Raw genomic sequence first — 16,356 nt, 5'->3', positions numbered from 1 at the left:
CATAGGTTTTTGTCCTATTGTCCATAGGTTTCACCTACGGCTACTAATATTCAACCCTTCGGGTTTCCTAAAAAGTGAAATAGTCTTTTGCGTTTTGATAACAGATGTCCGAAACTATTTTTCCTACCAAATCCAAATCTTCAGGAAGTTCGCCAGACTCGATTTCGTTTCCTAAAAGGTTGCACAATACACGTCTGAAATACTCGTGTCTTGGGAACGAAAGGAAGCTTCTGGAATCGGTCAACATCCCAACAAATGTGCTTATGAGTCCCATATTGGAAAGCGCATTCATCTGTTTTTCCATTCCGTCTTTTTGGTCCAAAAACCACCAGCCAGAACCGAATTGTACTTTTCCTTTTACTGAACCGTCGTTGAAATTTCCAATCATTGTTGCCATAATTTCGTTATCGGCAGGATTCAGATTGTAGATGATTGTTTTTGTCAATTTATCTTTAGAATCCAATGTATTAAGGAATCTTGAAAGGTTCGCAGCCTGACTGAAATCGCCGATGGAATCCCAACCTGTGTCTGGTCCAAGAACTTTCAACATTCTTGCATTGTTGTTTCTCAATGCGCCCAAGTGATATTGCTGAACCCACCCAAATGAATGGTAAGTCTCACCCAAAAACAACAAAATTGCTGTTTTGAACTGCTCAATCTGATGTGGCGTCAAAGTTTCTCCTTTTCTTTTAGTTTCAAAAATTGAGTTGATTTCTGAATCTGTGAACGTTTCAAAAGAAATGTTATTCAATCCGTGGTCACACAATCTGCATCCGTTGGCGTGAAAGTATTCAATCCTTTTAATTAGCGCATCCTGTACATCCTTGTAAGAGTTGATTTCGATTCCTGCAGATTCGCCTAATTTATCGATGTAAGAATTATAATCCTCGTTATCAATCAAAATGGCTTTGTCAGGACGGAAAGCTGTACTAACTTTGATTCCGAAATCATCATTTTTAAGAGCCTGATGATATTCTAAAGTGTCAATTGGGTCTTCTGTGGTACAAATCGTTTCCACGTTTCTCATTTTCAACAATCCGTGAACAGATTTCTCCGGCTTTTGAAGTTGAGCTGAAACATTTTCGTAAACTTCATCAGCATTTTTTTCGCTTAATAAATCATAAACGTCAAAATATCTAGCCAATTCCAAATGTGTCCAATGGAACAAAGGATTTCTCAACGTATTCGGAACTGTTTTTGCCCAAGCTGCAAATTTTTCTTTGTCAGAAGCGTCTCCAGTAATGAATTTTTCGTTCACTCCCATTGTTCTCATCGCTCTCCATTTGTAATGGTCGCCACCAATCCAAACCTGAGTAATATTCTCAAACTGACGGTTTTCTGCAATCTCTTTCGGAGGCAAGTGGTTATGATAATCGATAATCGGTTGGTTTTCAGCAAATCTGAAATACAACTCTTCAGCGAATTTGTTCTTTAATAGAAATGTATCTGTGATAAATGGTTTTGTACTCATAAGACTAATAGATAATAGACTGATAGATGATAGACTTAATTATTCGTTTGAAGGTTTTCCGATCGTTGCTAAAATTCCGCCGTCAACATAAATAATTTGTCCGTTGATGAACTGACTTGCTTCGGAAGCTAAAAATATTGCTGCTCCTGCCAAATCTTCAGGATTTCCCCAACGACCTTCCGGTGTTCTGCTGATAATGAACTCGTTGAAAGGATTTCCGTCAACTCTGATTGGTTCTGTCTGAGACGTTGCAAAATATCCGGGACCGATTCCGTTCACTTGGATGTTATGTTTTGCCCATTCTGTCGCTAGGTTTTTAGTCAACATTTTTAATCCGCCTTTTGCAGAAGCGTAGGCTACCACATTGTCGCGACCTAACTCACTCATCATAGAACAAATGTTAATGATTTTACCTGATTTTCTGGCAATCATACTTTTTGCAACTAACTGGGACATAATAAAAGGTCCTGTTAAATCCACATCAATTACTTTTCGGAAATCGGAAACTTCCATTTCCAAAGCCGGGATTCTTTTGATGATTCCTGCATTGTTAATAAGTATATCGATTTGTTTGTGATTCGCTTCGATTTCTGCAACTTTTTCAGCCGCAATTTTTTCATCCGTTACATCAAAAATATATCCTGTTGCTTTGTATCCTTTTGACTGGTAATAAGCAATTGCATCTTCCAATTTGGATGGAGTAGTGCTGGTTACGACCAATTCTGCTCCTGCCGAAGCCAAACCTTCTGCCATTGCCAAACCTAAACCGTGTGTTCCACCAGTTACAAGAGCTACTTTTCCAGTTAAGTCAAATAAATTTTTCATTTAAATATCTTTATATAGAATATTTCAAATATTTTGTTTCTCGCTGATTTTGCTGATTTAGCAGATTTGAAATTCGCGTAATTTGCTAAATCTGCGAGACTTTGTATATTTATTAAGTTTTACTTTAATTCGTCAGTTTTTACAGCATCCATATCTCCGTAATCCATATTTTCTCCTGCCATTCCCCAGATAAAGGTATAATTGGAAGTTCCAACACCGGAGTGAATAGACCATTCCGGAGAAATTACAGCATCTCTGTTTTTAAGGAAAATGTGTCTCGTTTCCTGAGGTTGTCCCATAAAATGTGAAATCGATTGTCCTTCTTCCAAATCGAAATAGAAATAAGCTTCCATTCTTCGGGTATGCGTATGAGAAGGCATTGTGTTCCAAACGCTTCCTTCGTGCAACTCTGTCATTCCCATTTGAAGCTGGCAAGTTTCTAAAACGCTGTTTACTAATAACTTATTGATAGTTCTTCTATTAGCATATTTAGAATCCCCTAATTCTACGATTTCAGCTTCAGCTTTTGTAATTTTTTTTGTTGGAAAAGTGTGGTGAGCTGGCGCAGAATTGATATAAAAATATGGTTGTTCGCCATTCGAAGCTTCGAAAGTCACTTCCTTATTTCCTTTTCCTATATATAAAGCTTCCTTATTATTAAGTTCGTAAAAAGTTCCGTCAACCGTTACTTTTCCTTTTCCACCAACGTTGATGATTCCGATTTCTCTTCTGTCTAGGAAGTTTTCGGCTTTTAATTCATCAATTGTTTCAAGCGTTAAAGCTTTGTCAGTAGGCATTGCTCCACCAACAATTAATCTATCATACATTGTATAGACTAATTTGATTTGTCCTGCTTGAAATAAATTGTTGATTAGAAATTCTTCTCTAAGTTTTTCTGTAGTGTAATTTTTGACATCGTTCGGGTGATGCGCATATCTGAATTCTGATTGGGTCATTATATCTATATATGTTAACTTAAAATTAATTTTGCGTAATCGATTGCATTAAAAAATGCTCTTTTTGAGACAAAAAATAATCTTTGTAAATATATATATAAATATTAACCAAGAAAGAAAAAATTTAAATATTTTTTAAATTAAAGAAAAACAGTTGGTTATGCTTGTCCTGTAAACCTTTTTTATGTTTTTTTTATAAGATTTTTATGCAATATTTTGCTTTTGAAACTCAAAATTTCTATAGATTTCAAAATTTCTTTGTTTCTAGTAGTTTAGTATTATTATTTTTAATTGTTATTATTAATATATTGATTAATAACTTGTTATGGTTTTGTCTCTTATTGTTTTTTTTGATTTCAATTCTGTGTTTAGAAATTAATGATTTGAACTTAAAAAAATCCAATTTTGAAAAAAAATTGAATCTTAAGTTAATTTTTGGTTAATTGAATTTTGAAGAAAATAACTTTTTGAGCTAAAAGTGAATAGTTATAAATGTTAAAATTATGTTAATTTGGTTAATGTTGTCTATTTTTGCTTTTTATTTAATTATCAGTTATTCAAGGCTTTGTGTTTATTTTTGGTTTTAATTTATTATGTGTGTTAAATTAATATTAATGAAAAAAAAGAATCTGCATTTGTCAATTGAAAAATATTGCTAGTTTAGTCGAGTTGAGAAAATCTAAAAAAAATAAGTGCAATCGATTGCATTTTTTAATGAGAAATCAACATATTTATTAAGTAAAGAATAAATTACTAATTATAAAAACTAACAAATATCAATGAGTGGTTTAAAACTAGGAATTCATAGTGCTTTTATTAAAACGACAATTGCATCTGTTTTTTTATTACCAGCATTTGGATTAGCTCAAGAATTAATCAAAGTTTCCGGAACTATTACTTCTGATCAAAAGAAGGCTGTTCCGAATGTGGAAATCACTGTGAAGGATTCCAAATTCTCTACAGTGACAGACAAGTCTGGAAGATATGAACTGAATGTTCCTAAAAATGCAACTTTGCTTGTCCGTGCAAAAGGCTATGAAGAAGAAGACATAGCTGTCAACGGAAATAGTGTTATCAATATCACTTTGACTAAGCATGATGCAAGTAAAGAGAAATCGATTGACGAAGTTGTTTTGGTTGGTTATACAACTGTTTCTAAAAAAGATGTTACCAATTCTATCTCCTCTGTAAAAGGAGATCAGCTGAATGATATGCCGGTGAATAGTGCGGCAGAAGCTATCCAGGGAAGAATGGCGGGGGTTCAGGTGACTTTTGGAGAAGGTTCTCCTGGTTCTGATCCAGAAATTAAAGTAAGAGGTGGAACATCTATCACTCAGGATAACGCTCCGCTTTACATTGTTGATGGGATCCAAATGGATAATGCATTGTCATTAATCTCACCAAAAGAAATTGAATCTATAGAAGTTCTTAAAGATGCTTCGTCTACATCTATCTATGGGGCGAGAGGAGCTAATGGTGTAGTTTTGATAACGACAAAAAGTGGTAGAAAAAATGCAAAAACGACTGTTAATTATAACGGATATACGGGTGTAAGATCTATTGCAAAGAAATTGGATGTCATGAGTCCTTATGATTTTGTCCTTTATCAATATGAACTTTATAATAGAGATGGTTATTCGGATTTGCATGATAAATTTATTAGTTTATATGGTAATTACGAGGAAATAAGAGATAATAATGGAACTATTATTGATCCAGGTATCAACCGTTATAAAACAATCCAGACAAGAGATTGGCAAGAAGAGGTGTTCGGAAAAGAAGCTTTCAACTTTACTCATAACTTGAACATCTCTGGTGGTAATTCTAATTCTGCCTTCACATTGTCCTTAAACCATGTTGAGGAAGATGGGATTATGATTAATTCGGGTTATAAAAGAAATATGGCTAACTTCAAGTATGATTTTGATATTAGTAAAAAATTGAAAGTTGGAGTCACAGCAAGATATAGCCAAACTTTTATTAATGGTGCAGGAACTACAACTGCCGGTTCTCAAAGTACAAACAGACTTAGAAACGTTATCCGATACAGACCTTTTGAAAATGGAATAACTACAGGAGCTGGTTCTGACGAGTTTGATACAGATGATTTTGCAGCAACTAATCTAGTAAATCCTGTATTGCTGTCTAATAATGAAATCAAATATAATAATACAGATAACTTATTCTTAAACGGAGTTATTACATATAACATTATTAAAGATTTGACTTTCAAAAGTACAATTGGATATGTACAAAATGATCAAGAGATTAAACAATTTTCTGGCCCTAAAACATACTTGTCCAGAATCAATTCTGATATGTCTGTTGTACAGTTGACAAATAATCAAACTAGAAGAATAACTAATACCAATACACTAGCTTATAAAAAGAAATTTGGTAATCATAAGATGGATTTCCTTTTAGGACAAGAGATTGTGCAGACAGATGGTGATAAAACAGATATGACTATCAGATGGTTACCGACTTCTATGGATGCCAATCAAGCTTTTGCCAACATTATTCTTGCTGCCCCACCAGCAGGAATGGTACAAGATGCTCCTTATGTAGGTGTTTTGCCTCCATATAGATTGGCATCATTCTTTGCAAGAGCAAATTATATCTATAATAATAAATATATTGCAACATTCTCTTTCAGAAGAGATGGATCTAGCTCTTTTGGACCAAGAAACAATTGGGCAAACTTCCCATCGGCTTCATTGGCTTGGAAAATAGGTGAAGAGAATTTTTTGAAAGATTCTAAAATTGTGAATGATCTTAAGTTGCGTGTAGGTTACGGACAGTCTGGTAATGATAGAATTGCATCATTCCTATTCGATACATTCTATAATCCTTCCAGTACATACGGGTATACAGGCGGAGTTGGGATTATTACAGGTTCAGCACCTGGAAATATAATGGCAAATCCTAATATTAAATGGGAAGCAACAGTTTCAAAAAATGCAGGTCTTGATTTTACACTTTTCAATAAGAGAGTTTATGGAGCTATTGATGCTTATGTAACAGATACAAAAGATTTGTTACTGTTAGCAAAAATTCCTCAGACTTCTGGATATGAATATCAATTTCAGAATTCCGGGAAAACTCAAAACAAAGGTTTAGAATTTAGTTTAGGGGCAATTATCGTGGGTAATGAAAACTTCACGTGGAAAACAGACTTCAACCTTGCTGCTAACAGAAACATGATTAAAAGCTTGGGTTCTGTGACAGAATCTGGAACAGATTTTTATCTGCAGCCCTCAGGATGGGTTAATAACTTATTTGATTTCAAAGTTCAAATTAATCAGCCTGTTGGGATGTTCTACGGTTATGTAACAGAAGGCAGATATGAGGTTAGTGATTTTGATTTTAATCCAGCTAACAATACTTATAAATTAAAAGATGGGATCCCATCAACTAGTTCTGTAGCTTTAGGAAACAGAGCAGCTCAACCGGGAGATCTTAAACTAAGAGATATCAACGGAGATGGAGTAATCGATACTAACGATCAAACAGTTCTTGGAAATGCGCAACCAAAATTCTATGGAGGTTTCAACCAAACTTTCAAGTATAAAAATTTTGATATGAGTTTGTTCTTCAACTTCTCCGTTGGAAACAAAGTTTATAATGCTAATAAAATTGAATTCACGACCAAGTATCAGTACACAGATCAGAATATGTTAGGAGATATGGCTAACAGATGGAGATGGTTCAATGACGAAGGTGTAAAAGTTACAGATCCTACAGCTTTGGCAGCTCTTAACGCTGGTACTACAATGTGGACACCAACTGCTGGTAACTATTTCCTACATTCTTATGCGATAGAAGATGGATCTTTCTTGAGATTAAATAACGTAACTATCGGTTATTCATTAAGTAAAGATGCTCTTAAAGCGATTGGTATTACCAATTTGAGATTATATGCTACGGCAAATAATGTATTTACAATTACCGGTTACTCGGGATATGATCCAGAGGTAAGTACTAGAAAAAGTACACTTACTCCAGCTGTAGATTATGCAGCATTTCCACGAAGCAGATTTTTCTTAACAGGTATTGATATAACTTTTTAATTCGAAAAAATGAAAAAACATAGACTTTTAATTGCAATATTAAGTTGTACACTTACTTTATCTACAGTTACATCTTGTAATGACTTTTTAGATGCAGAAAACATTTCTAATGCTAATGAAGAACAACAATTTGACAGTACTGCAGATACCTTTACAGCTTTGATTGGTGTTTATAATCAGATCATTGGTGATGACGGTTACGGACAAAGACTGAGCTTATACTTTCCTCAATCAGGAGATGATTTTAAAACATCTGGTGACTACAATTGTAATGACAGAAGAGGACTCAGTACTTATGGCGCTTGTACTTCTAATCCAGATCTTAACAAACCTTTTCTTAAATTATATTCTGGGATAGAAAGAGCTAATCTTGTTATCAAAAATATCCCGTTATCAAAAGTAATGCAAACTGGTTCTGATGCTGATAAAAAGCTAATGAACCGTTATTTAGGAGAAGCTTACACGTTGAGAGCTCTTTTTTATTATGACTTGATCAAAAACTGGGGAGATGTTCCTATGCAAATGGTACCATCGTCAGATTTAGAGTCGGTGTATTTGCCAAAAACAGATAGAGATGTAATCTACGATAAAGTTATAGCTGATTTGGAAACGGCGTCTGCTTTGGTTCCTTGGAGATCAGAGGCTAATAGTAGTAATACAAGAATTACGAAGGCTGTTGTGAAAGGACTTAGAGCAAGAATAGCTTTGGCTAGAGCAGGTTACTCTTTGAGAAGAGATCCAAGAACGATGGCAAAAGGGTCTAACCCAGAAGTGTATTATAAAATTGCTTATGATGAGTGCAAATCAATCATTACAGCAGGTCAACATGGTTTAAATGGAAGCTTTGAAGCTGCTTTCAGAGCATTACACGATAATACAGAAGATGCAGCACACGAAGTAATTTTCGCAGTTGGAGCTTTTGGAGGTAATGCGGCAACAGATAGTAAGATAGGTTACTACAACGGGATGAGACACAGTGATGGGTCTAACTGGAAAAGTAGTGGAGGTATCAACGCTATCGCAACTTATTTCTATGAGTTTGGAAAATATGATGTTAGAAGAGACGTTACTATAGCGTCTATGCAAATTAATGATGCAAACCAAGCAATTCTTTCAACTGGAGTTTTGTGTACAGATGGAAAGTTCAGAAAATCGTGGACCAGTATTACAGGAACAGCTCAAAACCTTGCAATAGACTGGCCTTTGTTAAGATACTCAGATATCCTATTGATGTATGCAGAAGCTGATAACGAACTGAATGGCTCACCATCAGCAGATGCTGTAAATGCTGTAAAACTTGTAAGAAATCGTGCTTATGTAGGTCACTTAGATCAAGTAGGAACTATCCCAACCGATAAAACTGGATTCTTCAACTATATCGTAAAAGAAAGATTGTTGGAGTTTGGAGGCGAAGGACTTAGAAAGTATGACCTTATCCGTTGGAATCTTTTAGCTACAAAAATTGCAGAAACCAAACAGAAACTTTCTGATTTGTTGAACGGAACTGGCCAGTACGCAAACGTTCCTTCGTATTTATATTACAAAGCTTCACCTTATGACAGAACCAAAACAGCGCAAGCTGCACTTCAAGGTGTAGATGTTTACGTTCAGCCTGGTACAACTAGGGAAGATGTTTATTACACACCATCAGTGGCAACTACTCCTGCAGGCTATACAAGACTCAACTGGAGAGCGGCTATGACGGCTACTTATATCAATGATCCGGCAAAAGGTTATGCTCAGTATTTTGAGGCAAACAGAAAAGAATTGTTCCCGATCTATGATGATATTATCTTATCTAATTACAATCTGAAACAAGATTACGGATACTAGAAAATCAAATTCTCTTTCCTAAGGATTTTTAAGTTATTATATTTTTAATTTTTTTTGAAGACTCACTTTGTCAGGATTTTATATCCTGGCAAAGCTGAATCTAAGGATTCTTTTGGCTTTATTCCAAGAAAAAATAAAGCATGTTATTTAAAATTAGTTAATGAAAAATAGGTTTGTAGAAGACGCACTAATTAAATACTATTTACCAAACAATTAACTCAATTAAATAAATTATAGATGAACAAAATTAAATTACTTTATGTTTTACTAATGCTTGTCTTCATACAAGTATCAGGACAATCCGTGACTTTCAACGATGCGAAAGGATGGATCGAAACTGCTTTTGTAAAATGGCAACCAGTTGTTAATGCTGGGAGATATAATGTTTACTATTCTGGAGAAGGCGTTGTAAATAAACAGATTGACGATTATTTGATTCGTAGTTACGGATCATATTTCAGAGCTGATGTTTTAGGACTGAAAGCTGGAAACTATACAATTACTGTAAAGCCTGTAGTTTTAGGAGTAGAAGGAGCTGGCTCTACAACAAGTACCTTAACTGTGCTTCCTCAAGATAGAACAGGTTTTGCTTTTCACGGAGATAGAGTTCCTGGAGGTTACAAAGCGGATGGTACACCAAAGGATAATGCCGTTATTCTTTATATCACTCAAAAATCTAAAGATTCGGTCTCATTCAATGTGATTACAAAAAGTAATGGTGGAACAACTGCTTATGTAGGATTTCAGAACATCTTATCTGGTATCAAAAAAGGATACGACACTAGACCTTATATTTTTCGTTTTGTAGGTAATGTTACAGATGCTACAACTATGGAAAATGGAGATTTTGTTGTAGAAAATGATAACAATGTAAATAGTTATATCACTGTAGAAGGAGTCGGCGATGATGCAACAGCAAACGGTTGGGGAATCCGTATCAAAAATGGAACTAATATCGAGATCAATAATCTTGGTTTTATGAACTGTGATAGCGGAGAAGGCGATAATATTGGAATGCAGCAAAACAATTCTTACATCTGGGTTCATAATAATGATCTTTTCTATGGACATGCAGGTGGTGATGCAGATCAAATCAAAGGAGATGGAGCTCTTGATAACAAAGGAACTTCTTATGCAACTTATTCTTACAATCACTTTTGGGATTCTGGGAAAGCAAGTTTGCTAGGTCTTAGTGAGAACACAACGTCTGGTCTTTATGTCTCTTATCACCACAATTGGTTTGATCATTCAGATTCTAGACATCCTAGAGTGAGATTCTATTCTGCTCATATTTATAATAATTATTTTGATGGAATTGCAAAATACGGCTCTGGTTCTACAGAAGGTTCATCTCTTTTTTTAGAAGCTAATTATTTCCGTAATGCAAAAAATCCAATGATGATTTCTTTACAAGGAACAGACGTTTGGAGTCCTTCAAAACAAATGAATGATCCTGCTAACCAAGGGACTTTTTCAGGTGAAGTTGGCGGAATAATCAAAGCTTTTAATAATACTTTTGACGCGGATATTGCGACTAATTCTATGCGGTTTGTAGCTTATAACGATCCAAATCCAGATTTTAATATTCCTGGAAAGATCAGTTCTTTAACAGATTTTGATGCTTATTTAGCAACAACTCGTGGAGAAACAGTTCCTGCAACGGTAAAGTCAAAAGTTGGAGCAAAAACTTACAATAATTTTGATACAGATGCAGCACTGTATATTAAAAATTTAGTAGTAGAGAATCCAACTGTTGCTAGAGATAGAGTGAAATTATTTTCTGGAAGAGTAGAAGGTGGAGATTTCAATTGGACTTTTGATAACGCTGTTGATGATAAATCTTATACAGTTATCACGGCTCTTAAGTCTTTGCTAACTAACTATGAGACCAATATGGTTTACATTCAGGCAGAAGGAAGTTCTCAGACGTTGGTTAATACTTCTGGTAACAAAGATCAAACAGTAACTTCAGGTGTTGCTATTGCTCCAATCGTATTTACATGGGGTGGAGATGCAACAGATGTTACATTAACGGGTGTTACAAACGGATTGTCTTTCGCAAAAGATACAACTGCCAAAATAGTAACAATTACAGGAACGCCAACTCAGACTACAGCTTATACAGTTACAACAGTTGGTGCTGCTGGAACTTCTGCTTCTATCAACGGAACTATTACCGTTGGAAATACGGGAAATCCTGGTTCTACAGACGTATTGATTCACAACTTTACAACTTCTGAAAAACTAAGTACATTCTATACTATTACAGGTAATATGAATTCTACAGACGGTTCTCAGACTTATGATGGATTGTCGTTGACTAAGCGTTTCAAGATGGAATCTGCTACAAGTATCAATTATACAACAACAGACGTATCTACTCTTACTTTAGTTTTTGATGCAGATTTTGCTAAGAAGGTTAAGTTTGATGGGGTAAACTATACTGCTGTAAACGGAGTTGTGACAATTCCAAATGTTGCTGCTGGAGCTCATAGTATTACAAAAGGAGATACGACTAATTTATATTATATCAAAACTGCTTATGCAACAACATTGGCAACAAGAGATATCAATAAGTCAGAAGTAAGTCTATATCCTAATCCAGTTTCAGACTATCTTTATTTCAATGTTAATGGTCAGAAAATAATAAACATTAAAGTTTACAATTTTGCTGGATCTCTTGTGAAAAATAATGCTCTTGTGAATGGTAATTCAATTGATTTGAGAAGCTTAAACACAGGTAACTACATTGTCAGCATTACCACTGAAAATGGAACGGTAACCAAAAAGATTATTAAGAAATAATCAATAAAATATAATTAAGTTTTCTAATTTTATTTAGATAACATTATATAATTAATTAAATACAAGTTTTCATCTCGAATGGGATGGAAACTTGTATATTTAAAAAAGATAAAAAAAATATTTGACGAAGTCAAAACGCTGGTGACCTTAAACATTAATTATTAAAATAAAACTTAGTGACCTTTGTATTGAAAATAAGTTCAAAAATTTAAAATGAAGATGCCAAAATTCAAAAACCTTATATCGTTTTTTTCTTTTATTCTGGTTTTAATTTGTATCAATTCTTTCAGTGTTAATGATATTAATTCTGAAAAAGTTTATACAGTTTCTCAGGATGGAAAAGGAGATTTTAAAACAATTCAGGAAGCAGTTAATGCAGTTGAAGATGATTTAAACTCTAAAACAAAAATCATTATAAAAGAAGGAATATATAGAGAAAAAATCATAATTCCCGTTACAAAAGGAGCTATTTATTTTGAAGGTGAGAGTGCAAATAAAACAATTATTGTAAACAATGACTTTGCTTCTAAAAAAAATGCTGACGGAAAAGAAATGGGAACAACAGGTTCTTCTACGATTTTCATTTTTTCCGATAATTTCTCAGCAAAAAATATCACGTTTCAGAATGATGCAGGAAAAGTTGGACAAGCGGTTGCAGTTCTAATTACAGGTGATAAAGCCATTTTTGAAAATTGTAAATTTCTTGGATTTCAAGATACACTTTATCTGAAAGGTGAACAGGATGTTCCAACTACTAAAAGAGAAATTCGCCATTATTTCAAAAATTGTTACATCGAGGGAACTACAGATTTTATCTTCGGGGCAGCAACTGCAGTTTTCGAAGATTGTACAATCTTCGCGAAAGAAAGTGCAACTTATCTTACAGCAGCTTCAACGCCAGAAAAGAAAAAATTTGGTTTTGTTTTTATTAATTGTAAAATTAAAGGAAATGCTAAACCAGAATCAGTTTATCTAGGAAGACCTTGGCGATCTTTTGCAAAAACTGTTTTTATTAATTGTGCAATCGATAACACGATTAAAGCAGAAGGTTGGCACAATTGGAATAAACCTGATGCTGAGAGGACAACTTTCTATGCCGAATATAATTCTAAAGGAATTGGAGCAAATTCAGAGAAGCGAGTTTCTTGGTCTCATCAGTTGACTAAAGAGCAAAGTAAGGAATATACCATTAGAAAAATCCTTTCCGGAGAAGACCAATGGAATTTAAAAACCAATTAAGTCTAAACTTTTTTTGAAATCGCAAATCCAATTTAATCATATAATTATGAAGTTGATTAATCATAAAATGAATTCCGTCCTGTCGGTAGCCTTGGTTGCAGGACTCTTTTTTTCTTGTTCTCAGCAGAACAAATCCGTGGCAAATTCAACAGAAGTTGCTACATCAAAAACCAATATTTCTACCCAATTACCATGGTCAGAAAGAATGATGCAATCTGAGATGAAGCGTTTTCCTGAAGCTTGGCAACTAGATTTTTTCAAAACACCAAAATGGAGTTATCCAAATGGTTTGGTTTTGAAATGTGCAGAATTGTTGTTCAAGAAAACCGGAAAAAAAGAATACTACGATTATATCAAAGGTTATGCAGATGAACTGGTAAACGAAGACGGAACAATCAAGACTTATGATATCAAAAAGTATAATCTTGATATGTTGAATTCCGGAAATGTTTTAATTTATCTCTATTCGGTTGATAAGAAGGAAAAATATTTCAAAGCTTTACAGTTATTAAGGTCACAGATTGATGACCAGCCAAGAACTTCAGAAGGCGGATTTTGGCACAAAAAAATCTATCCAAACCAAATGTGGTTGGACGGTTTATATATGGGTGAACCTTTCTACGCGAATTATACAAAGCTGTTTTCAACGGGAGCGGAAGCTGATAAAGCTTACAACGATATTGTTAATCAGTTTGATGTGATTCAGAAACATATGGTAGATTCTAAAACGGGATTGTTATATCACGGTTGGGATGAAAGTAAAGAACAACAATGGGCTGACAAACAAACAGGACTTTCTCCTAATTTCTGGGGAAGAGCAATGGGCTGGTACGGAATGGCAATCGTAGATGTTTTGGATTTTTTGCCTGAAAATCATCCGGGAAGAGCAAAATTGATTGATTATCTTAAATCTTATTCCGAAGCTTTGGTAAAAGTTCAGGATTCGAAAACCGGAATTTGGTATCAGGTTTTAGACAAAGGCGGAGAAAAAGGAAATTATCTGGAAGCTTCTGCGTCATCTATGTTTGTTTACACATTTGCAAAAGCTGCGAGAAAAGCTTATTTGCCAGATTTTTACAAGGCAATTGCAAAAAAAGGTTATGATGGAATTATCAAAAATCTAATCACGGTTGAAAAAGATGGAACTGTAAATCTGAATCAAAACTGTGCGGTTGCGGGTTTGGGAGGAACACCTTACAGAAGCGGAACTTATGATTATTACGTTAATGAAGAAATCCGTTCTAATGATCCAAAAGGAACAGGACCGTTTATCTTAGCTAGTTTAGAATTTGAAAAATAGAATTGTAAAAGCGACATTAAAATTTTAGCGTTAAACAAATTGAGATTTCGGGCGTTAAGAAAAGTTTATTGTTTGAGCGGAGCGAGTTTAAACTTTTTAGAACGAAATTTCAATTTGTAGCTAAAAGTTTATAGTCTTGAATTTTTGGTTCTTTTGTTTCAAGACAAAAGAATAATTAAAATTATAAAAATGAAAGTCAATAAAAAACATATCATCCTTACCTTTTTTGCACTAGCAATCAATCAACTCAATGCTCAGAAAACGAAACCATATGTTTCAGAAGTTTGGGTTACGGATTTAGGAAATGGAACTTATAAAAATCCGATTTTATATTCGGATTATTCTGATCCGGATGCAATCAGAGTTGGAGATGATTATTTTATGACTGCTTCCAGCTTCAACGAAATGCCGGGTTTACCAATTCTTCATTCGAAAGATATAATTAATTGGAAGTTGGTCAATTATGCAATCACGGATTTAATTCCTAAAGAACATTTTAATCAACCAAGACGTGGCGATGGTGTTTGGGCACCAAGTATCCGTTTTCATAATGGAGAATATTACATCTATTGGGGCGATCCGGATTTTGGAATTTATATGGTAAAAACCAAGGACCCTTTTGGAAAATGGGAAGAACCAGTTTTGGTTATGGAAGGAAAAGGTCTTATTGATTCTTGTCCGTTTTGGGATGAAGACGGTCAGGCTTATCTAGTTCACGGTTGGGCAGGAAGTAGAGCAGGAGTCAAGAGTATTTTGACCATCAATAAAATGAATTCGGAAGGAACAAAAGTTCTGGACAAAGGAATTCACGTTTTCGATGGACACGATGCACATCCAACAGTTGAAGGTCCGAAAATGTATAAACGAAATGGTTATTATTACATTTTTGCTCCCGCTGGAGGCGTTGCTACGGGATGGCAATTGGCTTTGCGTTCAAAAAATATCTATGGACCTTACGAAGAAAAAATTGTCTTAGAAAAAGGTTCGACTAAAATCAATGGGCCACATCAGGGAGCTTGGGTTGATACGCAGAATGGGGAAGATTGGTTTTACCATTTTCAGGATGTGGACGCAGGTGGAAGAATCGTTCATCTTCAACCAATGAAATGGGAAAAAGACTGGCCTGTAATCGGAATTGATAATAATAAAAATGGAATCGGAGAACCGGTTCTAACATTCAAAAAACCAAATGTAGGCAAATCTTATCCAATAGAAACGCCTGCAGAATCAGATGAATTTAATGATGACAAAATAGGTTTACAGTGGCAGTGGAGCGCCAATGAAAATATCGTTTGGTCAGCCAAACTTCCCGGAAAAGATTATCTGAGATTATTTTCAATCAAAATTCCAGATGGCGAAAAAAATCTTTGGAACGTTCCGAATCTTTTAACTCAGAAATTCCCAGCTCCAAATTTTGTAACAACAACCAAAGTCAAATTATTTCCTGAAGATGTAAAAGAAGGAAAAACCGCGGGACTTTTAGTAATGGGAATGGACTATCAGTCATTAGTGATTACAAACAAACCTGATGGATTTTATCTTCAATTAAGAAAAGTCCAAAAAGCAGATAAATGTGGCGAAGAAAAAATTCTGAACGAAATCAAATTAAAATCAAACGAAGTCTATTTAAAAGTCAATGTCAATGAACCCAACGGAATTTGTACATTCAGTTACAGTGAAAATGGGAAAAAGTTTGAGAATATTGGTGAACTATTTCAGGCAAAACCGGGAAAATGGATTGGTGCAAAAGTCGGAATTTATTCTGTCAGCGATTCCAAAGTTTCAAGAGGAGGTTACGCAGATTTTGACTTCTTCAGAATTACAAAAAATTGAATTAGAAGAGAATTTTAAACCACA

General features: G+C 34.6%; 9 protein-coding genes. 6 read left to right on the top strand and 3 right to left on the bottom strand.

Features of this window, described 5'->3' with window-relative positions; genetic code table 11:
* Positions 1–67: 67 nt before the first annotated feature.
* The 3 genes from uxaC to kduI form a co-directional block, all read right to left on the bottom strand.
* Entirely contained in the window at positions 68–1,471 is a 1,404-nt protein-coding gene (uxaC, locus tag RTY06_RS00295; RefSeq protein WP_312821932.1) for a glucuronate isomerase, read from the bottom strand.
* Positions 1,472–1,510: 39 nt separating this feature from the next.
* The gene (locus tag RTY06_RS00290) at positions 1,511–2,296 is read right to left on the bottom strand and encodes a gluconate 5-dehydrogenase (RefSeq protein WP_312821931.1); all 786 of its coding nucleotides are present in this window, start codon (positions 2,294–2,296) and stop codon (positions 1,511–1,513) included.
* 119 nt (positions 2,297–2,415) lie between these two features.
* Positions 2,416–3,252, bottom strand: coding sequence for a 5-dehydro-4-deoxy-D-glucuronate isomerase (gene kduI / locus RTY06_RS00285; protein WP_312821930.1), 837 nt, complete (start codon positions 3,250–3,252; stop codon positions 2,416–2,418).
* A 779-nt stretch (positions 3,253–4,031) separates the two neighbouring features.
* Between kduI and RTY06_RS00280 the strand changes: the two genes are divergently transcribed.
* The 6 genes from RTY06_RS00280 to RTY06_RS00255 all read left to right on the top strand — a co-directional run bounded on the left by RTY06_RS00280 (position 4,032) and on the right by RTY06_RS00255 (position 16,332).
* A complete protein-coding gene (locus tag RTY06_RS00280) occupies positions 4,032–7,322 on the top strand; it encodes a TonB-dependent receptor (protein WP_312821928.1) in 3,291 nt (1,096 codons plus the stop codon).
* 9 nt (positions 7,323–7,331) lie between these two features.
* Positions 7,332–9,155: a RagB/SusD family nutrient uptake outer membrane protein gene (locus RTY06_RS00275; RefSeq protein WP_312821926.1), complete on the top strand. Its 1,824-nt coding sequence runs from the start codon at positions 7,332–7,334 to the stop codon at positions 9,153–9,155.
* A gap of 237 nt (positions 9,156–9,392) precedes the next feature.
* Positions 9,393–11,960, top strand: a complete 2,568-nt coding sequence (locus RTY06_RS00270) for a T9SS type A sorting domain-containing protein (RefSeq protein ID WP_312821924.1) — start codon at positions 9,393–9,395, stop codon at positions 11,958–11,960.
* Between the two features lie 213 nt (positions 11,961–12,173).
* On the top strand, positions 12,174–13,199 hold the full coding sequence (locus RTY06_RS00265) for a pectinesterase family protein (RefSeq protein WP_312821923.1): 1,026 nt from the start codon (positions 12,174–12,176) through the stop codon (positions 13,197–13,199).
* Positions 13,200–13,266: 67 nt separating this feature from the next.
* A complete protein-coding gene (locus tag RTY06_RS00260; RefSeq protein WP_312821922.1) occupies positions 13,267–14,499 on the top strand; it encodes a glycoside hydrolase family 88 protein in 1,233 nt (410 codons plus the stop codon).
* 189 nt (positions 14,500–14,688) lie between these two features.
* The gene (locus RTY06_RS00255) at positions 14,689–16,332 is read left to right on the top strand and encodes a glycoside hydrolase 43 family protein (RefSeq protein WP_312821921.1); all 1,644 of its coding nucleotides are present in this window, start codon (positions 14,689–14,691) and stop codon (positions 16,330–16,332) included.
* Positions 16,333–16,356 lie beyond the last annotated feature (24 nt).

This window comes from Epilithonimonas sp. (genome assembly GCF_032055105.1).
Classification (GTDB): Bacteria; Bacteroidota; Bacteroidia; order Flavobacteriales; family Weeksellaceae; genus Epilithonimonas.
This window is presented reverse-complemented; position numbering and strand designations above follow the sequence as displayed.